Below are 26,109 nucleotides of genomic sequence, written 5' to 3' on the forward strand. Positions count from 1 at the left end.
CGCCTGATACGGCGATAAGCCGGGACTTCTGTGAATCTTTGTTACCGAACGGAAGATAATCCATTGGTATAGCTGACATGGATCAGTAACTTCATGTCACAATTTGCCATCTCACCAGAGAACGGCCCATGGACACTCTGCAAAACATGCGCGCTTTCAGTTGCGTGGCACAGGCGGGCAGCTTCACGGCTGCCGCGGCTCAACTGGACACCACCACCGCCAACGTTTCCCGTGCCGTTTCCAATCTCGAAGCGCACCTGCAAACCCGACTCCTGAACCGCACCACCCGACGCATCGCCCTGACTGAAGCCGGCAAGCGCTACCTGCTGCGCTGCGAGCAGATTCTCGGCTATGTCGAGGAAGCGGAAGCCGAAGCCAGCGACGCCCACGCGCGCCCGGCCGGGCAACTGAAGGTGCATTCGATGACTGGTGTCGGCCAGCATTACGTGATCGACGCCATCGCCCGCTACCGGCGCAACCACCCGGACGTGTCGTTCGACCTGACCATGACCAACCGCGTGCCGGACCTGCTCGAAGAAGGCTACGACGTGTCCATCGTGCTGGCCAGCGAGCTGCCGGACTCAGGGTTCGTGTCGCAGCGCCTGGGCATCACCTACAGCATCGTGTGTGCCTCCCCCGCCTACATCAAGGCATTCGGCATGGCCCACAAGCCGGCGGACCTGCTCAACCACGCGTGCCTGCGTTTGGTCAGCCCCGTGTTCCCGCTGGAAAAATGGGCGTTCGACGGCCCCGAAGGCCAGGAAACCGTGACCATCGCCAGCTCGCCGTTCCTGGTGAACTCGGCCGATGCGATGAAGGCGGCGATCAGCAGCGGCATGGGTATCGGAATTCTGCCGATCTACTCGGCCATCGAAGGTTTGCGCAACGGCTCGCTGGTTCGCGTGCTGCCGCACTATCGCTCCCACGAGTTGAACCTGTACGCCATCTACCCGTCGCGCCAGTACCTGGATGCCAAGATCAAGACCTGGGTCGAGTACCTGCGCGGCTCGCTGCCGGAAATCATGGCAGCCCATGAGGCGGATCTGCAGACCCATGTGTTGCCGGAGATGGTGTAACGGATCACGCCCGCTTTTGTAGGAGCGCGCTTGCCCGCGACGGCGGCGTATCAGACGCGCCGTCGATGTCTGGCACCATGCGGTCGCGGGCAAGCGCGCTCCTACAGTCAACCGCCGCAGCCCTGCCAATCCCGTCGCAAGAATGTTAGCGTGCTACGCACTTCCCATCTGAACCGCCCGAGAGAAGCTATCCGATGAAAAAGACCGTCCTTGCCTTCAGCCGCGTGTCCCCGGAAATGGCCGAGCGCCTGCAGCAAGACTTCAACGTGATCATCCCGGACCCGAAAAAGGGTGATTTGAACGAACAGTTCAACGAAGCGCTGCCCCACAGCCACGGCATGATCGGTGCGGGCCGCAAGCTGGGTCGCGAGCAACTGGAAAGCGCAAAGCAGCTGGAAGTGGTTTCAAGCATCTCGGTGGGTTACGACAACTACGACGTCAGCTACCTCACCGAACGCGGCATCATGCTGACCAACACCCCGGACGTGCTGACCGAAAGCACCGCTGACCTCGGCTTCTCGCTGATCATGAGCAGCGCCCGCCGCGTCGCCGAGCTGGATGCCTACACCAAGGCCGGCAACTGGAAACGCAGCATCGAAGCGCCGCATTTCGGCACCGATGTCTACGGCAAGACACTGGGTATCGTCGGCATGGGTAACATCGGTGCGGCCGTGGCTCGTCGCGGTCGCCTGGGCTTCAACATGCCGATCATCTACAGCGGCAACAGCCGCAAGACGGCGGTCGAGCAGGAACTGGGCGCGCAATTCCGCACCCTGGATCAACTGCTGGCCGAGGCGGATTTCGTCTGCCTGGTGGTGCCGCTGAGCGAGAAGACCAAACACCTGATCAGCACCCGCGAACTGGGCCTGATGAAGAAGAGCGCGATCCTGGTGAACATCGCCCGCGGCCCGATCGTCGACGAGCCTGCGCTGATCGAAGCCTTGCAGAACGGCACCATTCGCGGCGCGGGGCTGGATGTGTACGAGAAGGAGCCTCTGGCCGAATCGCCGCTGTTCCAGTTGAGCAACGCCGTGACCCTGCCGCACATCGGCTCGGCCACCCACGAAACCCGCCAGGCCATGGCCGACCGCGCCTACGCCAACCTGCGCGCGGCGTTGCTGGGCGAGAAGCCACAGGATCTGGTGAATCAGCAGGTGTGGAAGGGTTGAAGTCCTTCAGCGTCTGATAAACCCCGTCGCGGGCAAGCGCGCTCCTACAAGAGAACGCAACCCTCTGTAGGAGCGCGCTTGCCCGCGACAGCGTCGGTACAGGCAATTCGATCTCAAGCCAGCTTCGCCCCCACCGGCACCACCGCCTTGGGCTTCCTGAACACCAGCACGTTGCCCACCATCACCAGCACCAGCCCCATCAGCGCGGGCAGGGTCCATTGGTAGCCTTCGGCATACGCCGAAACGTTGAGCGCCACCACCGGAAACAATACCGTGCAATAGGCCGCGCGCTCTGGGCCCATGCGGCCGACCAGCGTCAGGTAGGCCGTGAAGCCAATCACCGAGCCCGGAATCACCAGATACAACAGCGAGCCGATGTAGCGCGCATTCCACTCGAACGCGAACGGCGTGCCGCTTACCAGGCAATACACGCTCAGCATCGCCGCGCCATACAGCATCCCGTAGGCGTTGGTGGTCAGCGGGCGCAGGCCGGCTTTCTGTTGCAGGCTGGACAGCATGTTGCCCGCCGAGAAACACAGGGTGCCGAGCAGCGCCAGGCCCAGTCCGATCAGGGTTTCGCGGCTGGCGCTGTGCCCCGACAGTTCAGGCCAGAACAGACAGCCCAATCCCAACAAGCCAAGCGCGCCGCCGGTCAGCACGTTGCGGGCGATCTTCTGCTTGAAGAACACCCGTGCATTGAGCGCGTTCCACAAGGTCGAGGTCGAGAACACCACGGCCACCAGGCCACTAGGAATCCACTGGCTAGCGTGCAGAAAGCACATGAAATTGACGCAGAACAGGCACAAGCCCTGGGCCAGGCAGATCAATTGTCCGCGACGGTTGACCTTCTGTAGCTTGCCGCTGACCAGCAGCATGGCGAACAGAATCAGCGCCGCCAGGCCGAAGCGGTAAACGATGGATACCGGAATCGCCACCTCACCCAGTTGCAGTTTCAGGGCGATCCAGGTGGTGCCCCAGATCAGGACGGTCAGCAGGTACAACGAGATGTTCATGACGGGCTCCTCAAGCTTGAGTCTGAGGGTTGTCGCGGGCGGGCATTTGCAAAATCTTGCGCTTTTGATCGCGTCCAGGGGGTACGATGCAACGCTAAGCGGTACGCTATCCCTTCGTAGCAGCACGGCTTGCCGGCGGGGGCGGCCTTGAGATCGCTCCCGCCGGCAAGCCGTGCTGCTACGGGATGTTTATCGCCAGATGCTACGAGAACCGGCATGTCGTCACTCGATCAGATCCAGGTGTTTCAGTCGCTCAACAGCTCGCCCCACGCGCAGTTGGAGCAGAGTGCTGCCCTGGGCGATGGCGTGGTGGCGGCGCTGTGGAACAACCGGCACGATTCCCAGGATTATCACGCGCCGAGTCACCACACCCTGTCCTGCTACATCGCGGGCGGCACCGGCACCTACCGTCGCGACCAGCCGCGCCTCAAGGGCGCGCCGGACAAACTCTGCGTGCTGCCGGCCGGGCATCAGTCCTCATGGGTGATCAACGGCGACATCCGCCTGGCCCACCTCTACATCAGCCCCGAACAGTTCGCCCTCAACTGCGTCACCCTGCTGGACCGCGAACCACGGGAGATGATGCTGCGGGAAAACACCTTCATCGACGATCCGCAGCAGGCTGCGCGCTTTCATCGCCTGATCGGCATGAACTGGAGCGAGCCGGGAGAGCGCCTGCAGACCAGCAGCCTGGCCCACGAACTGCTCGACCACATGATTCTGGGCCAGGTCGGGCTACGCGATGGCCTGCGCCTGAAAGGCGGGCTGGCACCGCACCTGCGTCGGCAACTGGTGGAGTTCATCGAACAGAACCTGGCCGAGCCCTTGAGCCTCGGGCAACTGGCCTCGATGTGCGCGCTGTCCGAATACCACTTCGCCCGCATGTTCCGCGAAAGCTTCGGCCTGCCGCCACACCAGTACCTGCTGGCCCGCCGCATGAACCGCGCCCGGGAACTGCTGCGTGCAACGCGAATGGCCTTTGGCGAGATTGCGCTGGAATGTGGCTTTGCCAGCGCCAGCCATTTCAGCAATAAGTTCAGGCAGGCAATGGGCGCGACGGCCGGGGAATATCGGTTGGCGTTTCAATAAAGGCGTATTTGAGTCGATCCCCCCGTAGCAGCACGGCTTGCCGGCGGGAGCGATTTCGAAGACGCCCCCGCCGGCAAGCCGTGCTGCTACGGGACGTGTTTCAGAATTCGAGCGTTGTGGCCAGGATTACCTGCCGCGAATCCCCCATCGACACGAAGAACCGGCTCACCGCCGAGCTGTAATAGGTGCGGTCGAACAGGTTCTTCACGTTGAGCTGAAACTTGACCTTCTGCCCGTCCAGCCGCGTTTCATAGGTGGCGAAGGCATCGGCGACGGTGTAACCGGGCAAGTCGAATTCGTTGTCCGGATTACCGGCGCGCTCGCCCACGTAATGCGCCCCGGCGCCTGCCCGCAACCGGTCGCCGCCCAGCACCGAACCGAAGTCATACACCGCCGACAGCGAGCCGCTGTGCCGGGGCACGTTCTGCAAGCGATTGCCAGCCAGCGTCGGATCCTTCACCACCCATGCGTCGGTGAAGGCATAGCCGCCGATCAGGCTCCAGCGCTCCGAAAGCTGCCCGCTCAGGTCCAGTTCGACGCCTCGGGAGCGGACCTCACCTGCGGTGGTGTACACCGTGTTGGCCGTCAGTGAATCGAAATTGGCCACCAGCACATTGCGCTTCTTGATGTCGAACAGCGCGAGGCTCGCGCTGATGCCGTCGTCCGAATCCCACTTGGCGCCCAGCTCCCAGGCCCGAGATTGCTCGGGCAGCGTGGCCGAGTCCAGCACCGTGCCGCCGGCCAGCGCGGCGATGCTGGAGTTGGGCTTGAACGACTCGGTGTAGCTGCCATAGAACGACAGCTCATCGGTGTAGCGGTACACCAGCCCTGCGCGGGGAATCCACTTCTGGCCATTCAGATCGGTATTGCGGGTAAAGGGCGTGCCCTTCCCCGCCTGCTGATCGAACACCTGATAGCGGGCGCCGGCCACCAGGATCCATTGATCGGTGAGGTGCATCGAATCCTGAAAAAACAGAGAGTCGCTGCGCAGGATATCCACCTGATTGCTGTCCGCCACGCTGACCTGAGTGCCCTCCACTTCCTGGCCGTAGACAGGGTTCAGATAGCTGAAGGCATTGAGGCTCCTTTGCCGGATCAGTTCCCCGCGATAGATTTTGCGGTACTCGTCGTCGAGCCCAAACAGCAGGTCATGCTGCATGCCCGCCAGGCTGACATTGCCGTTGAGGGTCAGGGTGGTGAAGCGATCAGTGCTCAAGGCATCGCCGGTGCCGTCCATCGAGCGTGTCAGCGTGCCATTGGCCGGGTTCACCGCCGTGATGCGCACCTGGCTGGCGTCGTAGGTTTCGCGGTTGTAGCTGTAGCCCAGGTGTCCCTGCCATTTATCGTCGAACTGGTGATCGGCCTCGAAATGGTAGAGGTCCGAGCGCCCTTCCATGTTGTTGAACGGCTCATCCAGACGGCGTGTCGCGGGGATGTCCAGCGGACGGTTGGTGCGTGGGTCGATGGCCGTGCCCCGGTCGAAGGGCGAGAGGAATTCGCGATGCTCATATGCGGCCAGCAACTGGGTGTCTTCGCCGTACCAGGCCAGCGAAGGTGCTATCAGCGACTCGCGATGCACGCCGTAGTTGCGCCAATAATCTTCGTCTTCATGATCGACGATCATGCGATAGGCCAGCCCGCTCTGCCCCAAGGGACCTGTGCTGTCCAGCGTGCCGCCGCTGCCATTCTTGCCCGAACCGTAGGTCGAGCCCCGTGCGGTCAGTGCGTTGTAGGCCTGCAACTGCGGGCGCTTGCTGACCACGTTGATGACGCCGCCAGGATCCTGAATGCCGTACAGCAGCGACGCCGGGCCCTTGAGCACTTCGATGCGCTCGGCAGTGGCATTGAGGCTGCGACCCTGCACCACCGGCATGCCGTCGCGGATGATCGCGCCGTCGCGGTTGTCGCCGAAGCCGCGTTTCATCAAGGTGTCCTGGGTGCTGCCCAGCGTGTTGCCCTGGGTCACGCCGCTGACGTTGCTCAGCGCATCGTCAAGATTGCGCGGCGCCTGATCGCGCAACACCTGCGCAGGAACCACGCTGATAGTCTGCGGGGTTTCCAGCCGTGACGCGGATGAGCGCATCACCGAGGTGCTGACCGGGAGCTGATAACTTTCGGCTGCGTTGCGGCGCGAGTCGATCCGGGTCAGGCCCAGGGTAAGCGCGCCATCACTGGCAATGGGCTCCAGGGTGAAGGTGTCGGCCGTAACGCGGCGAAAGGTCAGGCCGGTTCCGCCGAGCAACCGCTGGAGGGCCTGCTCGGCGCTCATGGAACCGCTGATGGCGGGTGCATCGAGGCCGTAGGGCGTGTCCTGGGTGTAAATGACGCCCTGCCCCGTGACGCGGCTGAAATCGCTGAGCGCCTGGGGCAAGGGCCTGGCCGGGATTGAAAAATCATAGGCAGGCTGCGCCGCCTGGATGCAGGTGCTCCAGGCGGTAAGCAGAGAAATGCCGAACCAGATTTTCAAGCAGATGTGCCTCTCGTAAGACCCGAAGCATTCACTGTAGGAGCGCGCTTGCCCGCGATCGCGCTGTGTCATGCGCTGAAGATGTCACAGACACACCGCAATCGCGGGCAAGCGCGCTCCTACAAACGCTCCATCACCGGATCACAATCACCCGCCCCAAGGCTTCGTACTGCTCGAACCCGACGACCGACTTCAACGCCGTCAACACCGCCACCGGGTCGTTGCTGGGGAAGCTGCCACTGACTTTCTTCGCCGCCAGTTGATCGTTGAGCACGATGATGCGACCGGGGTAATAGCGGCTCAGGTCGTTGAGCACGTCGGCCAGCGGGGTGCGGTAGTAGTTGAGCCAACCCTGGCGCCAGGCCAGTTGGTTTTCGCTGTCCACCGCTTGCGGGTCGGTGGTGTGCGTCTGATCGTAGGCAACCCGCTGCCCTGCCGTGAGTATCTGCTGGGGCAGGTCGCTGGCCGCTTTCACGCCCACCCGCCCGGACAGCACCGTCACCTGCGCACCGGCAGGCTGAAGCCGCACCTCGAACTGCGTGCCCAGCACACGGGTTTCGCCCTGGCGGCCATCGACCACGAACGGCTCGCCGGTGTGAGTCACTTGAAAGAACGCCGCGCCCCGACGCAACTGCACGTGGCGCTCGCCGCCTGTGAAATGCACGGCGATGGCGCTGTCGGCATCGAGGGTCACCTGCGACTGATCGGCCAGCGTCACGGTGCGCACCTGCCCCGGCGCAGACACATAATCGGCGCCGAAATCGTCGGCCCAGCGCTGCGGCTGCCAGCCCAGGCCCATGCTGACCATTAGCAGCAGGCACGCCGCCATTGCCAGCGATGCGCCCCAGTACGACCGAGAACGGCGCGGGGGTGCATCCATGGCCGCCAGCAGCGCCTGCAATGCCGCGTCGTCTTCCCGGGCCAGTGTCGCGGCGGGTTCCTCGCTCATCTCCCAGACGACCTGCGCCTGAGCATAGGCCTGGGCGTGCGCGGGGTCGGCTTGCAACCAGCGGCTGAACCGCGCCTGGTCCGCAGCCGTCGGCTGGTTGTGCAACAGGCTCAGCCAGCTCAACGCCGCGTCCTGTTGTTCGGGGGTGATCATGGCGGTGGATTCCAGGGGCGCTTTCATCGACGAGCGTCCTGATCCAGGCTCGCCTTGCAGGCTTGCAAGGCGCGCATCATATGTTTTTCCACGGCACTTTGCGAAAGCCCCATGGCCTTGGCGATTTCGGCGTATTTGCGCCCATGGATGCGGTTGAGCAGGAATATCTGCCGGGTCTTGTCCGGCAGGCCACGCAGGGCCGCTTCGATGTGGCGCAGGTCGTTGCTGGCCTCCAGCGCAGCCTGGGGCTCGTCGTTGCGCAATTGCTGCTCGTCGGGGATCAGCCCTTCGTTGATCCGCGCCCGCGTGCCTTCGGTGCGCAAATGATCGATGGCGATGTTGCCCGCGCAACGCAACAGATAGGTGTTGAGTTCCTCGACCTGCACCAGTGGCCGACGCCAGAAACGCACGAACAGGTCCTGCACCAGATCGGCGGCGGTGGCTCGGCAACCGACCCGCCGGCTTACCAGCGCCTCCATCTGCGGGCGCTGGGACAGGAAGACTTTCAGAAAATGGGCGCGAGCCGCCTGCGGGGCGTCCTGATCGGCATCAGTGGGAGCCGCACCAGGCGGCGGGGTGAGGTCGATCATTGAAAGGGCTCAGGCCAGAAGTTGAAAGCAGGCAGCCACCGGGCAGAGCACTGCACCGATTGCCGCCAACGACACGGCCAGCCTTGGCCAATAAGACATCACGAAAACCAGAACAAACGCGCTGCCCATGAGCGCGGCAAACCATTGCACCAACGCCTGCCCCACGCTGAGCGAAACCAGAGCGACCCACAATGACAAGGCCAGCACGCCCCAGCCCAGCCACCTCGCCGCCCGGCTGCGTGCAAATGAAAGCGAAGCGCCGAGCAGATCCTCGGCGTGGCGGTTCATGGACAGGCACAGCGCAGTGAAACCGACGTAGCAGAGCAAGGTGGTCAGGAGCATCAGCGGGCCTCCTGTACGGAGGTGCCTTCACTGACGCCTTCGCGAGCAAGCTCGCTCCCACCGGTCAGTGTCTGGCGAGAATCCTGCTTACGACTCGAACCTGTAGGAGTGAGCTTGCTCGCGATCACGCTCTGCCCCTCACCGCGAAACCTCAAGGCTCCCCACGCCAGGAACACTCCGGTGGCCAACGCAGTCAGGTCCAGCGCTGCCAGCGTCCACTGCCCCTGCTTGAGCGAGGCCCAAAGATAACTGCCCGCCGTGACCATATCCAGCACCGGCAACAGGCAGTACAAGGCCGCCGCCAGGGTCAGTTGCTCACGCCAGGCCGTGCGTCCGTCCCGGAAAAACACCCGGCCAAAGGCGTGCAGCAACGCCAGACCCCAGACGCAGAAAAACGTCTTCACTTCCCAGTCACTGCGTGCGGCGAAGCTCACCGGCAACAGACGGTTGGCCCAGAAGAAGCTCACCACCGCCAGCATCAGGCCGGACATGCTCGCCACGTTGAGCATCTCCACCAGCTTCAACTCGAACGGCAAAACGCCAGACTTAGCGTGCTTGAGCCGACGTTTGCCGAGCCAGATCACCAGCCCGGTCGCAATCATCGCCGTGCCTCCGATGCCGGCGAGGAAATACAGCCAGCGCAGCAACGGCCCGGCGAAGTGGCCCATGTGCAACCCGTACATGCCGCCGGCCAGCAGCAGAGACGCAGCTGTCATGCTGCTCTGCTGGGTCAGCTCGCCGGTGACGCCGTTGAACATCAGCGCCGTGCCCGGCTCGTGAGGAATGTGATCGGCGCCATTGCTGCCCAGAGCCACGGTTGCGTTGGCCTTGCCTGGGTTGTTGACGGTGATCAGTCCGACCCGGGCGCCGTCCCACTTGTCCGCCGCGACATCGAGCATGGGCACGATGGACGCCAGCGGCGCGGCTTCAGAGACCGGCGGGGCTGACTTGAACGCCGGAAACAGGTCGTCGAAGAATGCGCTGGTGTTGCTGCCGTAGGTGGTCAGGATACTGGCCGGCATGACCATGGTCATGAAGATGACCAGGCTGCTGTAGGTAATCATCAGGTGGAACGGCAGGATCAGCACGGCCACCGCGTTATGCCCGTCCAGCCAGGTGCGCTGGCCCTTGCGCGGGCGGAAAGTGAAGAACTCCTTGAAGATTTTCTTGTGGGTGATGATCCCGCTGATCAGCGCGACGAACATCACCATCGCCGCCACCGACGCCAGCCAGCGCCCCCATGGGTGGGGCATCTGCAACTGGAAATGGAAGCGATAGAAGAACTCGCCACCCATGCTTTCGCGGGCCTGCACCGGCTGGCCGCTGACAGAATCCAGGGATTTCTGTTCGAAGCCGCCCTTGGCCGGGTTGAAGGTCAAGGCGATGTCCGGATTGCGCTCGTCAGGCAGGCGGATGAACCAGCGTTTGGCATCCGGGGCGTTGGCTTGCAGCCATTGCTGGGCACGCTCGGCAGCGACTGCATCGGAGACTTCGTGGGGGACGATTTCCGGCTGGGTCCACTGGGTGATCTCTTCCTTGAAGTACGAAAGCGTGCCGGTCAGGAAAATGGCGAACAGCAACCAGCCAAACACCAGCCCCGCCCAGGTATGCAACCAGGCCATCGCCTGACGAAAACCCTCTTTCACACAAGCCACCGTGCGCAGGCGTAGACAGCCCCCAAAACCGCGCTCGGCACCAGCAGCCCAAGCCAGGCGCGCAAGGCGGTCCGACAGGCAAAACACCAGAGCACAGCCGGCAGGTAGAACAGGAAGGAAAGGGTCATGGACAGCACCGCCGCCTCGGCCCGGGAAGACTGAAACAGCAGCGGCAGGAAATACGCCAGGCACACACTGGCAAGCGACGCCAGCAGATAGCCACCGATGACCGCCGCCAGCACTCGGGAGGCCACTGCCAGCCGCCAGCGCATGGAGACTTCGCCTGCGGCGCTTTTCTTCGGCGCGCGTGGGCGCTTTTCAGGCACGGGCGCAGGGGCCATCGCAGCGTCCATCAGCCGTCAACTCCGATGAAAGCGCAGATGCCTGAAGGGCATTGAATGTGAAGGGTCATCGACGTGATCTTCCTGAAATCGACCGCACGAAAATACACCGCTCCAGGGCGGCGTACAAAAGAACGCAATATTAATGATAAATATTCTCATATGCAAAAGAGTCTGACAGAATCGCCGCCTTTACTGGCCCAATCCCGGATCGCCGCTGTCCATGTCCACCGCCCCTTCTGCCCTGAACCCAACCGTTGAAGGTCTTTATAACGCCCATCACACCTGGCTTACGGGCTGGTTGCGGCGGCGATTGGGCTGCCCGCACAACGCGGCGGACCTGGCCCAGGACACGTTCGTCAAGGTATTGCTGGCCCGGGAAACGCTGCAATTGGTCGAGCCTCGCGCCTTTCTGACCACCATCGCCAAGCGCGTGCTGTGCAATCACTATCGCCGCCAGGAACTGGAGCGCGCCTACTATCAGGCGCTGGCCGAATTGCCCGAAGCGCTGGCGCCGTCCGAGGAAGAACGGGCGATCATTCTGGAAACGCTGGTAGAGCTTGATCAGTTGCTCGACGGCCTGCCGGTGCTGGTCAAGCGCGCCTTCCTGCTGGCTCAGGTCGATGGCCTGACCCACGGCGAAATCGCCGCACGGCTGGGCATCTCGGTGGCCACTGTGAAACGCCATCTGACCAAGGCAGCCATGCGCTGCTACTTCGCCCTGTGAACGCGCGTGCCCAGGGGCTGGGCGGCGACTCGATGAACCGCCCGGAAATCTCCCCGCAAGTCGCCGAGCAGGCGGTCAACTGGCTGATCGAGATGCAGAGCGGCCATCTGGACGCCGGCCGCCAGCAGGCCTGGCAGGCGTGGCTGAACGGACACAGCGATCACCAGCGCGCGTGGGCGCATATCCAGCGGGTCAATCAGCGCCTGCACGGCCTCTCCTCGCCTTTGGCTCACGCAGCGATCAACGCGCCAGCCTCCAGCAGCCGACGCCAGGCGCTCAAGTTGCTGCTGTTGCTGGGCGCAGGTTCGGTGGCTGCCTGGAGCATGCGCGACAGGATCGATCTGCCGCCAATGCTGGCCGACTACCGCAGCAGCATCGGTGAGCGCCGCAAACTGGCACTGGCCGATGGCAGCCAGTTGCAGTTGAACACCGGCACCGCGCTGGACGTGCGTTTCGACAACGGTCAGCGACTCATCAAATTGCTCGAAGGCGAAATCATGCTGACCGTCGCCAACGACCCAAGACCGCTGCACCTGCTCACCGCCGAAGGCAGCCTGCGCGCTGCAGCCAGCGGTACGCGGTTGAATCTGCGGCAGCTGGCCGGACGCACGCAACTGGCCGTGTTCGCAGGCAGCGTCGAACTGAGCCCGTTTGAACGGACCGAATCGATGCTGCTGGTCAAGGCTTCGCAACAGGTGGTGTTCAACCGCCGGCACTGGGACCCGGTGCGCCCGGTGGACAGCAGCAGCGGCGCCTGGGCCGACGGCATGCTGGTGGCCTCGCACATGCGCCTGGCTGACTTTCTGGGCGAACTCTCCCGCTACCGTCGCGGGCACCTGAAGTGCGACGAGAAAGTGGCCGACCTGCTGATCTCGGGAAGTTACCCGCTCAACGACAGCGAACGGATTCTCGACATGCTCGAAGTGGCGCTGCCGGTGAAGGTGCAGCGGTTCACGCGGTATTGGGTGAACGTCCAAAGCCGGGCGTGAACACATCCCCTGTAGGAGCGCGCTTGGTCTGGGCCGCATTCGGACGACGGCGGCGTATCAGACACACCTATGTTGGCTGACACACCGCAATCGCGGGCAAGCGCGCTCCTACAGAAGCTTGCGATCTGTTGGAAAAATATTTCAAACCCGGTGAGCTGTTTTCCAACCCTCGCGTGACAGACAGGAAAAGCCCCCTTTATTCGTCTCGCCAAAGGACTCCTGCATGTCATCCCGACCGACCACTCTCTCGCCCCTGACGCGCACCCTGCGCCATGTGCTGTTCGGCGCCAGCCTTTCGATCACGGCAGGCTCCATGGCCTTTGCCGAAGATGCCCCCGCCAAGGCGTACCACATCGCGCCCACGGCCCTGGAAACCGCGCTGAACCAGTTTGGCCGTGAAGCCGGGGTGCTGATTTCCTACGGCTCGAACGTCACCAGCGGCCTGAAGACTCGCGGCCTGGAAGGCAACTACACCACCGAACAGGCGTTGGCCGCCCTGCTCGAAGGCACCGGCCTGCAAGCCAAGGGTGACGGCCAGGGAGGCTTTACCTTGCAGGCGGCCAACACCGAACAGCCCAGTGGCCAGATTGAACTGGGCGCCTCGAGCGTCGTCGGCGACTGGCTGGGTGAAGCGCAGCAGATCAATGTCTTCGAACACCCGGGCGCGCGGGATGTGATTCGCCGCGAAGAGTTCGAACGTGCTGGCGCGACGTCGGCCCGGGAAGTGCTCAACCGCATCCCCGGCGTCAACGCTCCGGAAAACAACGGCACCGGCAGCCACGACATGGCGCTCAACTTCGGCATACGTGGCCTGAACCCTCGCCTGGCGGCACGCTCGACCGTATTGATGGACGGGATTCCCGTGCCGTTCGCACCCTACGGCCAGCCGCAACTGTCTTTTGCGCCGATCAGCATGGGCAACATGGACGCCGTGGACGTGGTGCGCGGCGGCGGCGCGGTGCGCTACGGCCCGCAGAACGTGGGCGGCATCGTCAACTTCGTGACCCGCGCCATCCCCGACGCCCCGACCGTCAAAGGCGGCATCCAGACCGAAACCAGCCCGTCTTCCAGCCACGACGGCTTCAAGACCACTGGCAACCTCTTGGCGGGCGGCACCGCCGACAATGGCCTGGGCGGCGCGATTCTGTACTCAGGCGTGCGCGGCGGCGACTGGCGCGAGCACAGCGACACCCAGATCGACGACTTGATCCTGAAGGGTAAATACCAGATCGATGAAGCCAACAGCCTGAACGCCGAAGCCCAGTATTACGAAGGCGAAGCCGACATGCCGGGCGGCCTGAGTGTGGCCGATTACGACGCCGATCCGTATCAGTCCACGCGCCTCAAGGACAAATTCTGGGGCCGCCGCACCATGTTCAACATCGGCTATCGCTATCAGGAAGATGCCCGGGAATTCACCGTCAACAGCTTCTTCACCAAGACCCTGCGCAGCGGCTATCTGGACCAGGGCTCATTCGTCTCGCTGTCGCCACGGGAATACTGGGTCCGCGGCCTGGAAACCCGATTCGCCCAAGGCTTCGGCTTGGGAAGCACGCAGCATGAAATCGGTGTGGGTTATCGCTACATCAACGAAGCCGGCCACGAACTGCGCTATCGCGAAAACACCGCGCTCAACCTGCTGCCAAGCACCGACAGCCGCAATGATCGCGATACCCGAGGATCCACTGAAGCTCATGCGTTTTTCATCGACGATCGCATCGATATCGGCAAGTGGACGTTCACGCCCGGCATTCGTTACGAGATGATCGATTCGGCCCAATCCAACAACCTGACCCACGTCAAATATCAGGGCGATTACAACACCGCCCTGCCCGCGCTGAACGTGCTGTATCACATGACCGAGAACTGGAACCTGTACGCCAACACCGAGGGTTCGTTCGGCTCGGTACAGTACAGCCAGATGCCTAACCGGGTGGCTGGCGGCGAGGTGAAACCGGAAAAGGCGCGAACCTGGGAGCTGGGCACCCGCTACGACAATGGCAACCTGCGGGCGGAGATCGGCGCGTTTCTCATCAACTTCGATAACCAGTACGAGAGCAACCAGACCAATGACACTGTCATTGCGCGCGGTGAGACTCGCCACCAGGGCATCGAGACCAGCCTCAACTACGCACTCGACGGCCTGAGCCCGATGCTGTCAGGTTTCGACGTTTACGCCACCTATGCCTATGTGGATGCGACCATCCGCGAAGATGGTCCGAACAAGGGCAATCGTGTGCCGTTCTCGTCGAAACACAAAGGCACTCTGGGCGTGAGTTACACCGACGGCCCGTGGAAGCTGAACATGGACAGTTCGTACCAGAGCAGCCAGTTCGCCGACAACGCCAACACCTCCACCGAAAGCGCGGACGGCAGCACCGGCCGCATCCCCGGCTACATGCTGTTCAGCAGCCGCGCAGCCTACGATTTCGGCCCGCAGATGTCTGACCTGAGCGTCGCGGTCGGGGTGAAAAATATCTTCAACCACGAATACTTCACCCGCTCGTTCGACGACAACAACAAGGGCAAATACGTAGGCGAACCACGGACGTTGTACGTGCAGACGTCTTTGGCATTTTGATCCCGAAAGTTGAGCAATGAGCTGTAGGAGCGCGCTTGCCCGCGACGCGGTGTGTCAGTCCCAAATCGTGTCCAGGCATATCGCAATCGCGGGCAAGCGCGCTCCTACAAGCTCGCTTGCAAAGCTGCAAAGTTATTTCTGCAATGAAATATTTCTTTCGTTTTGGGGGTTGAATTGTTCTTCGTTCGGCGCCAACACTGTGAGTGAGGGCAGACGAAATTCATCCTCGTCGAGACTCTCCCGAGCAAGCCAAAGTAAGGGAAGAACTATGCAAATCCAGGTCAATAGCGATAACCACATCGAAAGCAGCATCCGACTGGAGGAGTGGGTACGAACCACCGTTGAAAGCACGCTCGACCGCTACGAAGAAGACCTCACCCGCATCGAAGTCCACATCCGCGACGAGAACGGCGACAAACCTGGCCCGCATGACATCCGCTGCCAGATGGAAGCCCGGCCCAAAGGCCACCAACCCGTGTCCGTCACCCACAAGGCCGATTCCCTCGATCAGGCCGTGGACGGCGCCGCCGTCAAACTCGAACACGCATTGGGGCATCTGTTTGGCAAACTGCGCAGCAAACGTGGCGGTGTAACGTCCATCGACAGCGCGCGCAACAAAGACGATCTGGAGAACCCTGACGCCCTGTTGCAGGAAGAATTTCTGGAAAAAGACGAAGCCCTACACGGCTAAGACAGCGGCTTCATAAATCGATCAATGGAGGGGGCAGGCCTGTGAAAACAGGCCCGCCCTTTTTATATGCACTCAAAGCAGGCAGGCCGCGCACAAGTGGTGCTTGCCTGCAACTTACGAAGCAATTGGCCAGTACTTAAGTATTAATGAATAACGGTGAACCCGTTCACGTTGTTATCGCTGAAAGGTTTAATCGAGCGGCTGATAATGCCGTTCGTCCTGAATGGCCCGAACCCTGCAAGTTCCTGATTATCGAGCCTCCACCCTCTGCAAGCCCCATTTTCTCTGGCTCGACGGCAGTTGAATGTCTTGGGACCCGGGTGCGTTTTCTCCAACCGTTGATCCAGCGTCGAGAACTAAACGCACCGACCCCAAGTCAACTAACGCAGACCGATCATCAGGTAACCGCTCATGGATAACCCTTTTCAACAGATCACCGATGCATTTCACCCAGACTATCGGGTCAACCTGAGCATCCAGGATCTGGACGGCACCATCATGCTGACGCTGTCCAACGAGTCGGGCGTGGTCGCCAAGCGCCTGATCAGCACCGAGCAGCGAAACTCACCCAAACGCCTGCGCCGCCTGATCGAGAGCGTGCAGTTCGGTATCGCCATCGAGCAGGGCCACAGCGCCGTGAAGATCCTCACGGCAATGACCGACGGCGACCTCAAGCAGTTGACCCCGCGCAATCATTTCTCCAATCGCCCGCAGCTCAACGTGGGTATCTGATACACACCTCGTCTTCGTAGCAGTCCGGCTTGCCGGCGGGGGCGATTTCAAAGACGCCCCCGCCGGCAAGCCGTGCTGCTACGGATATGTGTCGTGATGAAATTCGCTTAAATCTCGCCCTTCTCCTCCATCACCGCACCCTTCCTGCTGCTATGCGGATCCGGCACCTTTACCGAAGGAAATTGTGACGAGGCGTAACGCACCACCAGAATCGCGAACGCCAGCAGCAGAATCGCACCGCTGAGGTACACCACGCCCAGGTCCGGCGGCACATGGTGCGACACGTCGGAGATCAGCAAGCGGGTCAGTGCGGTGATCGCCACGTAGATCAGGAAGCGCACCGGCATGTGGTTGGTCTTGAAGTAGATCCCCACCATCGCGCCCAATTCCAGGTAGATGAACAGCAGCAGGATGTCATCCACCGTGATGTGTCCTTTCTCCAGCATCCCCAGGAACGCCATCACCGCCGCCCATGCCGTCACGGCACCGATGGCGAACAGCGCCAGGTAGTGGAAGGTCTCGACGAACAGGTTGCCCAGAGACTCGGCGCAGGTGTGGACGCGCTGACGCAGGGACTCGGCCCAGTTGATTTTCACGATGTACTTCCTTGAATAGCCCGAAAAGAATGATGCCGCACACGGGTGACGCTTTTGTTTGCGCAACGTTGCCTGCGCAAAACCCAAGCATTAAAGGGGCCATGGGCTATGGTTGAGAACGCGACCGGTTGTCGCAAGGCAGCGCAGGGAAGCTGTAAATGAATGTGAATAGCCACTATTCAGGCAGCGGCGATTGCCTTATGCTTTGCACTGTATATAAACACAGTAGCTATCAAAGGTTACTTTCTTGAAGGCATATGAGGTGGTAAATGGCCGTCGAAGTGGTATACCGCAGCAGCCGGGATCTGGAGCGTCTGTTCATGGATAAAGCCGAAGCTGATCGTCATGACAAGATGCTCGAACTCGCCGAGTTGTTGTCCAGTGTCCTGAGCAAGGCAGTGCCTTCGCTGTCCGAAACCCAGGTTGAGGAAGCGGGTATCTACATGGCCAAGAACCGCGACGTCTTCGCCCGCGCGTTCAAGAATCAGCCAGATGCGCTGAATGAATTGCTGAGCGGTGACGCCACAGAGTGAATCGCGCAAATTCCGTAGCAGCACGGCTTGCCGGCGGGGGCGTCCTCAGGATCGACCCGCGGGCAAGCCCGGCTGCTACGGGTTTTTAGTGTTTGCGGGATCCATGTATGACCTCGGTTCCGTACTGCTACGTTACGTGCGCCAGCGTCCGTTCTGCACCAGGCTCGCCACAATCTCGGCGAACGCCCGGGGCTTTTCCTGGGGCAGGTAGTTGGCCGCCATCAGTCCCACGCAGCGGGTGGGCTTGAGCACCTCGGCCAGGCTTGCCGCCCGACCGCCTTCCTGAAAGCCGGCCAGTACCGCTTCGGGAATGTGCAAGGCGTTCATCAAGTCGATCACGTCCTGGCCCAGGGCATTCTGCTCCTCAGTGCCGGGCGCCTGCTCCTCCAGCACTCTGGTACTGCCGTGACCACGCAGATACGGCGCCACCACCCGCATTCCCTGTGCAACCAGAAGCGGCACCACCTCGGCATAGCTTTGAATGTCGTAGGCCGCCCCGTGCAGCAGAATCACCGCCCGACCATCTTCCGGCCCGGCTTCGACGTAGCCGATGTCGAGCACGTCAGTACTGACCTGCTGAACCGGCCCCAGAGTGCTGCCAGAGACAGCGGGCTCGGACGCAGCAAACACGGGCGTAAGATCAGTGAGTGCCAAGGCTGCGACACTCGCCGCAGAATAAGTCAGAAAGTGCCGACGATTGAGTGTGAATCCAGACATGGTTAATGCACTCCCGGGATTGTAAAAAGGGTCAGACGCCGACAATCAGCTCGCTGCCAAGCCAGCCGGCCAGCAGGCCGCCGACCTTCGCCACGCCGTCCTGTTCGCCCAGCCGCGCCACCAGCATTTCGCACAGATCCGCGAAACTGCCATTGCGCTGAAGCTGAGCGAGCGCGGCGTATTCCAGCCCGTCGATTTCACGCAACCTTGAGGTGAACTGCCGACGCCAGACCAGCAGTCCACCCGCCTCGGCAAGCATTTCGCTCTCAGGCGGCGTGCGCTCCTCGCACAAGGCACTCCAGATCGCTTCGACGTTGGTGGTCATCACATGCACGCGCAGTGACGGCGTGAAACGCAGGCTGGCGTTATCCCAATCGACGGTCGCCAGGGCATCCAGCGTCAGGGGCTGGGCATCCCGTGCGACGAACGCCTCACCCAGTGCCAGCTCGATCCAGGCCAGTTCATGGATGTCCGGGTTGTCGGGGAAGCGTTCGCGCAACGTCTGTTCGAAGTCCTCGGCGTAGGCATCGAGCGTCCAGGCATGGGGCGGATATTTCTCGATGTGGGCGATGGCAGCGTTGCGAAACTCTTCTTCACCCAGCCATTTCTGCAACAGCGGGAAGCTGTGTTTCAGGCAATTGACGAGTTGAGTGCGGTAGTTGTTCTGGTAGACCGCAAGGCCTGCGGCGGCATGCACGCTCAAGCGATCCGCTGCATCTTCCGAGGCGTTCACCAGCCAGGACTGGAAATCGCGCTGCAGGTCGGCAAGCTTCATGCGACTTCTCCTGGACGGCGGCGAGCTTCTGCAGTACCCAGCTGGCGTGCTATGGACAACTCATCAAGCAGTTCGGCCAGGGGAGGAATGTCATCATCGCGCTCGATCATGGTGGCGACCGGACCCAGTAGCGAAATGGCCTTGGCGTACAACTGCCAGACATCCGGGCAGACCGGGCTGTCGTGGGTGTCGATCAACAGGTCCGGGCCCTGGGTGTGGCCAGCCAGATGAATCTGCCGCACGCGCTCGGCGGGAATACCATCGAGAAACGCCAGCGCATCGAAGCCGTGGTTGCTGGCACTGACGAACACGTTATTGACGTCCAGCAGCAGTTCGCAGCCGGTGCGCCGGGACATCTCGGCGATGAATTCCCACTCGGTCATGGCCGCGTCGGGGAAGCTCAGGTAGCTGGACGGGTTTTCGAACAGCATGGTCCGGCCAAGCGCTTCCTGGGCCTGGGATATGTTCGCGCACACGCGATCCAGCGCTTCGTGGGTGTAGGGCACCGGCAGCAGGTCATGGGAGTTGAAACCGCCAATGCGTGACCAGCTCAGGTGATCGGAGACGAACAGCGGTTGTACCTCATCCACCAGATTGCGCAGGCGCTTGAGGTAGGCCGGATTCAGGCCGTCAGCCGAGCCGATGGACATGGAAACACCATGCAGGACGACCGGATGACGCTCGCGCACCCGACGCAGGATATCCCGTGGCTGACCGCCATCGACCATGAAGTTTTCGGAAATGACTTCGACGAAATCCACCGGCACGTCGCTTTCCAGAAAATCCTTGTAGTGCTCCCGACGCAGGCCCAGCCCGTAACCTGAAAAAGCTGCTGTCATTTTGCGTTCTCCGCTGAAATGTCTCGATGGGCAGATTTAACCGCCCTGCTGTATCTCCTCTGTGTCGCGCGGCGAATGAAGCGTGGCCCGATGTATCTGCGCCGGGGCGATATACATTCCGATACAAAACCCAACCTCATTCATCTCATCCCGATGTAGCAGTCCGGCTTGCCGGCGTCAGCGATTTCAAGGCCGCCGACGCCGGCGAGCCGGACTGCTACGGGACCTGTGTGTTCGCAGAATGTACGTTTCACCGCAGCCCCGTAGCAGTCCGGCTTGCCGGCGGGGGCGGCCTTGAGATCGACCCGCGGGCAAGCCCGGCTGCTACGGGGCGTGGGAGGTCCCAAGACGGGCGTCTCGCCTCATTGTTCACAACGCAAAAAAGCCCGCCCTCCCGCTTTGCAACGGGAGGGCGGGCCTGGTTGATCGGGCTTATTTAGGCTCGGTCAACGTGCCGCCTGCTTTCAGGCATTCGGACGGGGTCTTGACGATCACGCCCTGGCCCTTGCAGCTGTTCAGGCCTTTGCAGTCGTTCTTGGCGGTGGCGCACAGGCTTTCGCCCTTGCAGTTGTTCACGCCGTAGCAACGGCCTGGTTTCTCGGCGCTGGCATCGGCAGCCGAAGCGCCAACGCTGAAGGAAGCCGAAGCCAGAGCGATCAGGGCGGCGGCGGTGGCAATGCTGAAACGGGATTTGGTGGATACGTTCATGGTGTTCTCCAGGTGCGGTCGGGATGAATCAAAAGGTTGTTAGCTAAGGGTTATTTGACGGACAGGGCCGCGTCTTCGATGACCTGGGCCACGGCCTCAGGCTGCGAGATGTACACCGCGTGGCTGGCCTTGATTTCGGTGACCTTGGAGCCGGCGCGCTTGTACATCCAGCGCTGCAGGTCAGGGCTCAGGGCGTGGTCTTCGGTGGCGACAATTGCGTAAGTCGGCTTGTTGTGCCAGGCAGCGGCCCAGGCCTGAACGCCAAAGGTGGCGGTGGTGGCGGCAGGCTGGGACGCGGCCATGAAATCGGTGCGATTGGTGGTCAGGTCACCGGCAAAATCGGTGGCGAACTTGGCGCGGTCGAAGAACAGGTGACCGTCGCGGGTCGGACGAATGTCATCGCTTGGCGACGGCATCGACGCGATCAACTGGCCCATGCTTTCGCCCACTTCCGGCTGCAACGCGGCGACGTAAACCAGCGCCTTGACCTTGTCACGCACACCGGCTGCGCTGATCACGCCACCACCGGAGCTGTGCCCGACCAGCACCACCGGGCCGACCTGCTGGTCGAGAATTTCCCGGGTCGCGGCCACGTCGGCATCCAGATTGGTCGCAGGCTGCTGCACCACGGTGACCTTGTAGCCCTTGTGAATGAGGATATCGTGCACCACTCGCCAGCCCGAACCGTCCACGAACGAGCCGTGCACGATCACGATGTTTTTCGCGCCGGTCGGCGCAACCGGTGCAGCGGCAGAGGCCTGCGCAGACACCAGCAGAGGGGCAGCCACCGCCATGATGCCCAGGGCGAGTTTGGAAACTGTACGCATGTTGACTCTCCAGGGGCCTGTGTGGCCCCGCTCATGTTTCAGGGTTGTTGTTCAGCGAAGGACCGTGCGAAACCGTCCAAAAAACACTTCATCCAGCGACCAGCGACCGGCGCCGTACACCACCAGCGGCAGCAGCAGAGCCGCCCAGGTCAGGTGCGTCGGCCAGGCATCGGGGTAAACGAAAATCTCGATCACCGCCGTCATGCCCAACAGCGCCGCCGCAGCGGGCCGGGTGACGAGCCCCAGCACCAGCAGAACCGGAAACAGGTGCTCTGCGTACGTGGCCAGGTAAGCCGCAAGATCCGTCGGCAACACCGGTAACGCGTACTCGTACTGGAACAACTGAAAGGTCGATGGCTTGAGTGTCAGCAGCCCCGTGACCTTGGTGCGGCCCGACAGGAAGAACACCGAAGCGATGCCCAACCGCGCGACCAGCAACAGGAAGCTGGGCATGGCCGCCCGCAGCGCAGGCGCCAGAATCGCGCCGCGCATCACTTCTGTTCCGTCAGCGAGCCGAAGCCCTTGGGCGTCTTGATGGTGGTGCAGGTGCCTTTATCGACCAGCACCCAGGCATTGCCCTGATAGTCAGCGCTGGACGTCGCGGCGCACGAAGTGCCCGGGCCTGCGGCACAATCGTTCTGACCGGCCAGGGCCACGCCGTAGCATTTCTCTTTTGGGGTTGCCTGGTCGGCAGCCGAAGCAGTGCCCGCCAGAGCGGTCAGCGACAGGGCCAGGGTTGCAGCGAGGGCGGCGTATTTGGTGTTCATCGTTTATCTCCTGCTCATCGAAAAAGGGGTCCGAACCGGCACCCTTGAGGTTCAAACCGGTGTTGCGTTTCGGTGAGCAGATTTAAACGTGGGGCTGTATCTGGTCTGTGTCGCGGTTTGGGCAGAAGCCTTAGCAGATGTATCTCGAGTGGACCTGTACACAGTCCGATACAAATTCGAATGGAATAAAACCGATTCTGAAAAAAAGCGACGCTCAGGGTGCACCCGGAACCTGTAGGAGCGCGCTTGCCCGCGACGGCGGTGTGTCAGACGCTCTATTACCGTCTGACACACCGCCATCGCGGGCAAGCGCGCTCCTACAGGCGGCGGACATAGCTACATGTAGGACTTAAGACATCTAAGTGTAGGAAATAACATCTTTGCACTCTATTAAATATACACTTTGACGAAAACAACCTGAGCACCCCCAATCCCCTCTTTCCTCTCATGCACAACTCCTGACACAGGAATAAATCACCTGTAGAATCCAGATCGCCGCATAGCCGGTATTGGAGTAGGTATTTACGAAAGGGAAATCATGCACAGCGCACACACTGACTACAGGCAAGACATAGACAGATTACGAGCACTCGCAGTCATGCTGGTGCTGCTGTTTCACTTCGACCTCGGAGTACCGGGTGGTTTTGTAGGTGTTGACGTATTCTTCGTCATCTCGGGATATCTGATTACCACAATCATCAAAAACTCCCTCGCCAGGGGAACATTTTCACCGATCGGCTTTTACACCAGACGATTAATGCGATTACATCCTGCGCTGCTTGTGACAGTTGCGGGATGCCTGGCGGCAGGTTTTGTATTGCTTGATCCTGGGACATACCCCAGACTTGCAACCGCTGCGAACTACTCCATATTTGCATCTTCCAACTTTTACTTCTGGTCCCAACAAGGATACTTCGACACCTCCGCTGCAAGTCAGCCCCTGCTACATACTTGGTCACTCGCGGTGGAATGGCAGTTTTATCTCGTCTGGCCGCTCATTGTATGGATGTCTGTCAAGGTCTCTGACCGATGCCTTCTCGTGGTGCTGGCCTTCCTGACCCTGACTTCGATGATCATGAGCCAGGTGATGTTGAACCGTGACGCATCGGCTGCCTATTTCATGATGCCGTTTCGGGGCTTTGAACTGTCGATTGGAGCACTGATGGTTTTTGCCTCCAGGAGGCGCGCTGGAAAAACCATTGAAGGCATCCTCGCGATTTCAGGACTGCTGCTCATACTGGCATCCGCATTCTATCTGGATTCAGGCTCGGCGTTTCCGGGGCTGTTTGCACTCGCACCCTGCCTAGGGGCAGCTGCCTGCATCTACGCCGGGCAGTCGCCATGGGTTTCGGTGCTGCGCCTTCGACCCGCCCTCTGGATCGGACTGGTGTCTTACTCACTGTATCTGGTGCACTGGCCTGTCATCGTCTTCTATAAATACTATGTCTACAGGCCAATAACGCTCAGTGAAAAAATCGGATTGCTCACCGCCTCTTTCATTCTGGGGGCAATCCTGTACCGCTACATTGAACGGCGCTTCATGGGTATCGATGCACGCTCCAGAATGACCGCTGCGGTTGCTGCGCCAGCATCGGTAGCCCTTCTGGTCGGCCTTTCACTGCTGGTTGTTGAGCAGGGTGGACTGCCATCCCGGGTCCCATCGCAATACCTGGCCTTTGCGTCCGACCCGGTGAACTTCCATATCAACAATTATGGTGGCCACGGTTACGATCTTTCTACCCGACTCGGTGATAGAAATGCAAAACCATTAGCGGTCATGGCCGGCGACAGCTTCGCGCTTCAATACGCCAGCGGGCTGGACGAGGAACTGAATAAGCAGCGGGCATCCATCGACGGCGTATTTATGCACGGGTGCCTGTTTTCAAAACACTACACACGCTTGCTGAACAACACACCCCGGACAGACTGCAGAGAAGCCTATCTTGAGGCGCTGGAGCTATTAAACAATAACGACACCCCATTCATCCTCGCACACAGCTGGGATGGGTACAGCAATATCATCGCCGATCCAGATGGAAATAATCCTGAGCATTCAGGCGACATGAACTACTTCCAAATCATAGAGGACCTTCTCGAAAGAGCTAGAAAAGATATAGGCGATCGGCCTTTCTATATCGTCGGAAGCCAGCCATTTAAATATGAAAACATGAACGTCGTTTCATGCCTCCTGCGCCCGAGGTATATCGATCAAGGCTGTGAAACCCAGTTGAAGTTCAGACTCGAAGACTCGTCACCCTATGCCGTGAATCAGGTGATCCGGCGATTCGCAGATCGCCATCCAAATGTCTTCTACATCGATGCCGCACCCGCACTGTGCACCGAGGGTGTCTGTCACACCGTGAAAGATGGAAAGATCCTGTACTCCGACACCAATCATCTTTCCATCGACGGCTCTTCAATTGCAGCAAAAGAACTGCTCCTCGCAATTTCCGAAAGGTAGAAAGCGCTGGCCCTACCGTAGGCCAGCGCGTTTTACTAAATGAATCTACCAACGAGGGGACGAACGGAGACGCTCATTTCTTCAAGTCCAGACCCAGCCCCTGTAGGAGCGCGCTTGCCCGCGATGGCGGTGTGTCAGACGCTCTATTGCCGTCTGACACACCGCCATCGCGGGCAAGCGCGCTCCTACAAGGGATCGGGTTTCAGTCAGGTGGATTCAGGTTTTTCCAGCTCCTCCACCAACGCCTTGAAGAACCGCGCGGCCTCGCCTCCTGTCACCGCCCTGTGGTCGAAGGTCAATGACAGCGGCAGGATCGGGTGGATGACCACTTGCCCGTCCATGGCCACTGGTTCCTGGCGAATGCCTCCTGCGCCTATGATCGCCACTTGCGGCGGTACGACGATGGGGTTGGCGTAGCGGCCGAACAGGGTGCCGAAGTTGGACAGGGTGATGGTGGCGCCCATCATTTCCTTGGGCGGAATCGAGCGGGCCTTGACGTCGGCGCGCAGGCAGTTGAGGCCATCTTTCAAATCCGCTGCATGGCGATTTCCGACGTCGCGCAGCACTGGCACGAACAGGCCGTCCGGGGTATCGACGGCGATACCCAGATCCAGCTTGTCGTGGTGTTTGATCGACAGCGACTTGCCGTCGAACCAGCTGTTGAGCACCGGTTCGACCCTGCACGCCGCAGCCATGGCCTTGCCGATGCGAATCAGCGGATCCCGGGCGGCGCCCCAGCGATGCAGGTCGGCATCGCCGAAAATCGTCACGGGCACCACTTCGGCGTGGGACTTGGCCATGTTCAGCGCCATACTGCGGCGCACGCCACGCAGTTTTTCGCCGCCGAACTTGTCGCGCTCGGCTTGGGAGGCGTTTTCCACATCAGCGCGGGTTATCAGGCCGTCGCTGCCTGAACCGCTCAAGGCGCTCAGGTCGACACCCAGTTGCCGGGCCAGTTGCCGTACCGCAGGCGTGGCGCGGGTCGAGAGATGCTCGCGGGTAGACGGCGCAGCGCCGACAAAAAACTGATCGTCCTGACTGCTGCCTCCCCCTTCCAGACGTCCGACGACCGTTCCCGCATCGCCCTCGCCTTCAAATGCCATCAAGGGTTCGCCCACGTGAAGAATGTCGCCATCGCCACCGTAGACCTTCGCCACCACACCGTCATAGGGTGCGGGAATGTCGACGATGGCCTTGGCCGTCTCGACCGACACCACCAACTGGTCAGCCTTGACCGTATCCCCCGCCTTGACGTGCCACTCGACGATTTCCGCTTCCTGCAAGCCTTCGCCCAGGTCGGGCAGTTTGAAATATTTCATCGC

At 61.2% G+C, this 26,109-nt stretch carries 26 protein-coding genes; 10 read left to right on the forward strand and 16 right to left on the reverse strand.

Features of this window, described 5'->3' with window-relative positions:
- Positions 1–128: 128 nt before the first annotated feature.
- Positions 129–1,076 carry a LysR family transcriptional regulator gene (locus ACIPO9_RS14950; RefSeq protein WP_274135463.1) on the forward strand — a complete coding sequence of 316 codons (948 nt, stop codon included), beginning with the start codon at positions 129–131 and terminating at the stop codon, positions 1,074–1,076.
- A gap of 194 nt (positions 1,077–1,270) precedes the next feature.
- A complete protein-coding gene (locus tag ACIPO9_RS14955) occupies positions 1,271–2,245 on the forward strand; it encodes a D-glycerate dehydrogenase (protein ID WP_274135462.1) in 975 nt (324 codons plus the stop codon).
- Between the two features lie 113 nt (positions 2,246–2,358).
- Here the strand turns inward: ACIPO9_RS14955 and ACIPO9_RS14960 are convergent, their stop codons facing one another.
- Positions 2,359–3,258, reverse strand: coding sequence for a DMT family transporter (locus tag ACIPO9_RS14960; protein WP_400781718.1), 900 nt, complete (start codon positions 3,256–3,258; stop codon positions 2,359–2,361).
- A gap of 216 nt (positions 3,259–3,474) precedes the next feature.
- Between ACIPO9_RS14960 and ACIPO9_RS14965 the strand changes: the two genes are divergently transcribed.
- The gene (locus ACIPO9_RS14965) at positions 3,475–4,347 is read left to right on the forward strand and encodes a helix-turn-helix domain-containing protein (protein ID WP_400781720.1); all 873 of its coding nucleotides are present in this window, start codon (positions 3,475–3,477) and stop codon (positions 4,345–4,347) included.
- Positions 4,348–4,447: 100 nt separating this feature from the next.
- On the opposite strand, the gene ACIPO9_RS14970 is transcribed toward ACIPO9_RS14965, so the two are convergent.
- The 6 genes from ACIPO9_RS14970 to ACIPO9_RS14995 form a co-directional block, all read right to left on the reverse strand.
- Positions 4,448–6,886, reverse strand: coding sequence for a TonB-dependent siderophore receptor (locus ACIPO9_RS14970; protein ID WP_400781722.1), 2,439 nt, complete (start codon positions 6,884–6,886; stop codon positions 4,448–4,450).
- Positions 6,887–6,947: 61 nt separating this feature from the next.
- Positions 6,948–7,943 (reverse strand): FecR family protein, encoded by a 996-nt coding sequence (locus ACIPO9_RS14975; RefSeq protein ID WP_274135459.1) that lies wholly within the window; start codon positions 7,941–7,943, stop codon positions 6,948–6,950.
- Positions 7,940–8,506 (reverse strand): RNA polymerase sigma factor, encoded by a 567-nt coding sequence (locus tag ACIPO9_RS14980; RefSeq protein ID WP_400781725.1) that lies wholly within the window; start codon positions 8,504–8,506, stop codon positions 7,940–7,942. Before ACIPO9_RS14980 ends, ACIPO9_RS14975 begins: the two co-directional genes overlap by 4 nt.
- A 9-nt stretch (positions 8,507–8,515) precedes the next feature.
- Positions 8,516–8,848 carry a DUF3325 domain-containing protein gene (locus ACIPO9_RS14985; protein WP_400604931.1) on the reverse strand — a complete coding sequence of 111 codons (333 nt, stop codon included), beginning with the start codon at positions 8,846–8,848 and terminating at the stop codon, positions 8,516–8,518.
- The gene (locus ACIPO9_RS14990; protein ID WP_400781727.1) at positions 8,848–10,494 is read right to left on the reverse strand and encodes a PepSY-associated TM helix domain-containing protein; all 1,647 of its coding nucleotides are present in this window, start codon (positions 10,492–10,494) and stop codon (positions 8,848–8,850) included. Before ACIPO9_RS14990 ends, ACIPO9_RS14985 begins: the two co-directional genes overlap by 1 nt.
- Positions 10,491–10,856, reverse strand: a complete 366-nt coding sequence (locus ACIPO9_RS14995) for a DUF3649 domain-containing protein (RefSeq protein ID WP_400781729.1) — start codon at positions 10,854–10,856, stop codon at positions 10,491–10,493. The genes ACIPO9_RS14990 and ACIPO9_RS14995 overlap by 4 nt, the downstream gene beginning before the upstream one ends.
- 211 nt (positions 10,857–11,067) lie before the next feature.
- Here ACIPO9_RS14995 and ACIPO9_RS15000 point away from each other — a divergent pair, with 211 nt between their 5' ends.
- From ACIPO9_RS15000 to ACIPO9_RS15020, 5 genes are all read left to right on the forward strand, one after another.
- On the forward strand, positions 11,068–11,571 hold the full coding sequence (locus tag ACIPO9_RS15000) for a sigma-70 family RNA polymerase sigma factor (protein WP_274135454.1): 504 nt from the start codon (positions 11,068–11,070) through the stop codon (positions 11,569–11,571).
- Between the two features lie 32 nt (positions 11,572–11,603).
- A complete protein-coding gene (locus ACIPO9_RS15005) occupies positions 11,604–12,560 on the forward strand; it encodes a FecR domain-containing protein (protein WP_274135484.1) in 957 nt (318 codons plus the stop codon).
- A 223-nt stretch (positions 12,561–12,783) separates the two neighbouring features.
- A complete protein-coding gene (gene fecA / locus ACIPO9_RS15010; RefSeq protein ID WP_400781731.1) occupies positions 12,784–15,141 on the forward strand; it encodes a TonB-dependent Fe(3+) dicitrate receptor FecA in 2,358 nt (785 codons plus the stop codon).
- A 268-nt stretch (positions 15,142–15,409) separates the two neighbouring features.
- The gene (locus ACIPO9_RS15015; protein WP_274135452.1) at positions 15,410–15,832 is read left to right on the forward strand and encodes an HPF/RaiA family ribosome-associated protein; all 423 of its coding nucleotides are present in this window, start codon (positions 15,410–15,412) and stop codon (positions 15,830–15,832) included.
- A 411-nt stretch (positions 15,833–16,243) separates the two neighbouring features.
- The gene (locus ACIPO9_RS15020) at positions 16,244–16,564 is read left to right on the forward strand and encodes a DUF3509 domain-containing protein (protein ID WP_274135451.1); all 321 of its coding nucleotides are present in this window, start codon (positions 16,244–16,246) and stop codon (positions 16,562–16,564) included.
- A gap of 107 nt (positions 16,565–16,671) precedes the next feature.
- On the opposite strand, the gene ACIPO9_RS15025 is transcribed toward ACIPO9_RS15020, so the two are convergent.
- Positions 16,672–17,160, reverse strand: coding sequence for a phosphate-starvation-inducible protein PsiE (locus tag ACIPO9_RS15025; RefSeq protein WP_400781734.1), 489 nt, complete (start codon positions 17,158–17,160; stop codon positions 16,672–16,674).
- Positions 17,161–17,429: 269 nt separating this feature from the next.
- Between ACIPO9_RS15025 and ACIPO9_RS15030 the strand changes: the two genes are divergently transcribed.
- The gene (locus tag ACIPO9_RS15030) at positions 17,430–17,693 is read left to right on the forward strand and encodes a YebG family protein (RefSeq protein WP_274136533.1); all 264 of its coding nucleotides are present in this window, start codon (positions 17,430–17,432) and stop codon (positions 17,691–17,693) included.
- A 132-nt stretch (positions 17,694–17,825) separates the two neighbouring features.
- Here ACIPO9_RS15030 and ACIPO9_RS15035 read toward each other — a convergent pair whose 3' ends face one another.
- The 7 genes from ACIPO9_RS15035 to ACIPO9_RS15065 form a co-directional block, all read right to left on the reverse strand.
- Positions 17,826–18,410: an alpha/beta fold hydrolase gene (locus tag ACIPO9_RS15035; RefSeq protein WP_400781737.1), complete on the reverse strand. Its 585-nt coding sequence runs from the start codon at positions 18,408–18,410 to the stop codon at positions 17,826–17,828.
- A 31-nt stretch (positions 18,411–18,441) separates the two neighbouring features.
- On the reverse strand, positions 18,442–19,185 hold the full coding sequence (locus ACIPO9_RS15040; protein WP_400781740.1) for a putative DNA-binding domain-containing protein: 744 nt from the start codon (positions 19,183–19,185) through the stop codon (positions 18,442–18,444).
- Positions 19,182–20,024: a DUF692 domain-containing protein gene (locus tag ACIPO9_RS15045; protein ID WP_400781743.1), complete on the reverse strand. Its 843-nt coding sequence runs from the start codon at positions 20,022–20,024 to the stop codon at positions 19,182–19,184. Before ACIPO9_RS15045 ends, ACIPO9_RS15040 begins: the two co-directional genes overlap by 4 nt.
- Positions 20,025–20,456: 432 nt before the next feature.
- Positions 20,457–20,732, reverse strand: a complete 276-nt coding sequence (locus ACIPO9_RS15050; RefSeq protein WP_274136525.1) for a hypothetical protein — start codon at positions 20,730–20,732, stop codon at positions 20,457–20,459.
- Positions 20,733–20,782: 50 nt separating this feature from the next.
- Positions 20,783–21,559 (reverse strand): alpha/beta fold hydrolase, encoded by a 777-nt coding sequence (locus ACIPO9_RS15055; RefSeq protein ID WP_400781746.1) that lies wholly within the window; start codon positions 21,557–21,559, stop codon positions 20,783–20,785.
- 51 nt (positions 21,560–21,610) lie between these two features.
- The gene (locus ACIPO9_RS15060) at positions 21,611–22,051 is read right to left on the reverse strand and encodes a DoxX family protein (RefSeq protein WP_400781748.1); all 441 of its coding nucleotides are present in this window, start codon (positions 22,049–22,051) and stop codon (positions 21,611–21,613) included.
- Positions 22,051–22,326 carry a DUF2282 domain-containing protein gene (locus ACIPO9_RS15065; protein WP_274136522.1) on the reverse strand — a complete coding sequence of 92 codons (276 nt, stop codon included), beginning with the start codon at positions 22,324–22,326 and terminating at the stop codon, positions 22,051–22,053. The genes ACIPO9_RS15060 and ACIPO9_RS15065 overlap by 1 nt, the downstream gene beginning before the upstream one ends.
- Before the next feature lie 538 nt (positions 22,327–22,864).
- Here ACIPO9_RS15065 and ACIPO9_RS15070 point away from each other — a divergent pair.
- Positions 22,865–24,787, forward strand: coding sequence for an acyltransferase family protein (locus ACIPO9_RS15070; protein ID WP_400781750.1), 1,923 nt, complete (start codon positions 22,865–22,867; stop codon positions 24,785–24,787).
- Positions 24,788–24,993: 206 nt separating this feature from the next.
- Here ACIPO9_RS15070 and ACIPO9_RS15075 read toward each other — a convergent pair whose 3' ends face one another.
- A complete protein-coding gene (locus tag ACIPO9_RS15075; protein WP_400781753.1) occupies positions 24,994–26,106 on the reverse strand; it encodes a dihydrolipoamide acetyltransferase family protein in 1,113 nt (370 codons plus the stop codon).
- Positions 26,107–26,109 lie beyond the last annotated feature (3 nt).

Source organism: Pseudomonas sp. NPDC090203 (assembly GCF_044746765.1).
Lineage (GTDB): Bacteria > Pseudomonadota > Gammaproteobacteria > Pseudomonadales > Pseudomonadaceae > Aquipseudomonas > Aquipseudomonas putida_AD.

Excerpts from the sequence above, each read along its gene's own strand:
- ACIPO9_RS14970 (WP_400781722.1), bottom strand. The coding sequence starts at position 6,886 with ATGACACAGCGCGATCGCGGGCAAGCGCGCTCCTACAGTGAATGCTTC.
- ACIPO9_RS15005 (WP_274135484.1), top strand. The coding sequence starts at position 11,604 with ATGAACCGCCCGGAAATCTCCCCGCAAGTCGCCGAGCAGGCGGTCAAC.
- ACIPO9_RS15050 (WP_274136525.1), bottom strand. The coding sequence starts at position 20,732 with ATGAACGTATCCACCAAATCCCGTTTCAGCATTGCCACCGCCGCCGCC.
- ACIPO9_RS15060 (WP_400781748.1), bottom strand. The coding sequence starts at position 22,051 with ATGCGCGGCGCGATTCTGGCGCCTGCGCTGCGGGCGGCCATGCCCAGC.
- ACIPO9_RS14985 (WP_400604931.1), bottom strand. The coding sequence starts at position 8,848 with ATGCTCCTGACCACCTTGCTCTGCTACGTCGGTTTCACTGCGCTGTGC.
- ACIPO9_RS15045 (WP_400781743.1), bottom strand. The coding sequence starts at position 20,024 with ATGACAGCAGCTTTTTCAGGTTACGGGCTGGGCCTGCGTCGGGAGCAC.
- ACIPO9_RS15000 (WP_274135454.1), top strand. The coding sequence starts at position 11,068 with ATGTCCACCGCCCCTTCTGCCCTGAACCCAACCGTTGAAGGTCTTTAT.
- ACIPO9_RS15015 (WP_274135452.1), top strand. The coding sequence starts at position 15,410 with ATGCAAATCCAGGTCAATAGCGATAACCACATCGAAAGCAGCATCCGA.
- ACIPO9_RS15075 (WP_400781753.1), bottom strand. The coding sequence starts at position 26,106 with ATGAAATATTTCAAACTGCCCGACCTGGGCGAAGGCTTGCAGGAAGCG.
- ACIPO9_RS15030 (WP_274136533.1), top strand. The coding sequence starts at position 17,430 with ATGGCCGTCGAAGTGGTATACCGCAGCAGCCGGGATCTGGAGCGTCTG.
- ACIPO9_RS15055 (WP_400781746.1), bottom strand. The coding sequence starts at position 21,559 with ATGCGTACAGTTTCCAAACTCGCCCTGGGCATCATGGCGGTGGCTGCC.
- ACIPO9_RS14980 (WP_400781725.1), bottom strand. The coding sequence starts at position 8,506 with ATGATCGACCTCACCCCGCCGCCTGGTGCGGCTCCCACTGATGCCGAT.
- ACIPO9_RS15065 (WP_274136522.1), bottom strand. The coding sequence starts at position 22,326 with ATGAACACCAAATACGCCGCCCTCGCTGCAACCCTGGCCCTGTCGCTG.
- ACIPO9_RS14965 (WP_400781720.1), top strand. The coding sequence starts at position 3,475 with ATGTCGTCACTCGATCAGATCCAGGTGTTTCAGTCGCTCAACAGCTCG.
- ACIPO9_RS14995 (WP_400781729.1), bottom strand. The coding sequence starts at position 10,856 with ATGGACGCTGCGATGGCCCCTGCGCCCGTGCCTGAAAAGCGCCCACGC.
- fecA (WP_400781731.1), top strand. The coding sequence starts at position 12,784 with ATGTCATCCCGACCGACCACTCTCTCGCCCCTGACGCGCACCCTGCGC.
- ACIPO9_RS15035 (WP_400781737.1), bottom strand. The coding sequence starts at position 18,410 with ATGTCTGGATTCACACTCAATCGTCGGCACTTTCTGACTTATTCTGCG.
- ACIPO9_RS14975 (WP_274135459.1), bottom strand. The coding sequence starts at position 7,943 with ATGAAAGCGCCCCTGGAATCCACCGCCATGATCACCCCCGAACAACAG.
- ACIPO9_RS14960 (WP_400781718.1), bottom strand. The coding sequence starts at position 3,258 with ATGAACATCTCGTTGTACCTGCTGACCGTCCTGATCTGGGGCACCACC.
- ACIPO9_RS14950 (WP_274135463.1), top strand. The coding sequence starts at position 129 with ATGGACACTCTGCAAAACATGCGCGCTTTCAGTTGCGTGGCACAGGCG.
- ACIPO9_RS15020 (WP_274135451.1), top strand. The coding sequence starts at position 16,244 with ATGGATAACCCTTTTCAACAGATCACCGATGCATTTCACCCAGACTAT.
- ACIPO9_RS15070 (WP_400781750.1), top strand. The coding sequence starts at position 22,865 with ATGCACAGCGCACACACTGACTACAGGCAAGACATAGACAGATTACGA.
- ACIPO9_RS14955 (WP_274135462.1), top strand. The coding sequence starts at position 1,271 with ATGAAAAAGACCGTCCTTGCCTTCAGCCGCGTGTCCCCGGAAATGGCC.
- ACIPO9_RS15040 (WP_400781740.1), bottom strand. The coding sequence starts at position 19,185 with ATGAAGCTTGCCGACCTGCAGCGCGATTTCCAGTCCTGGCTGGTGAAC.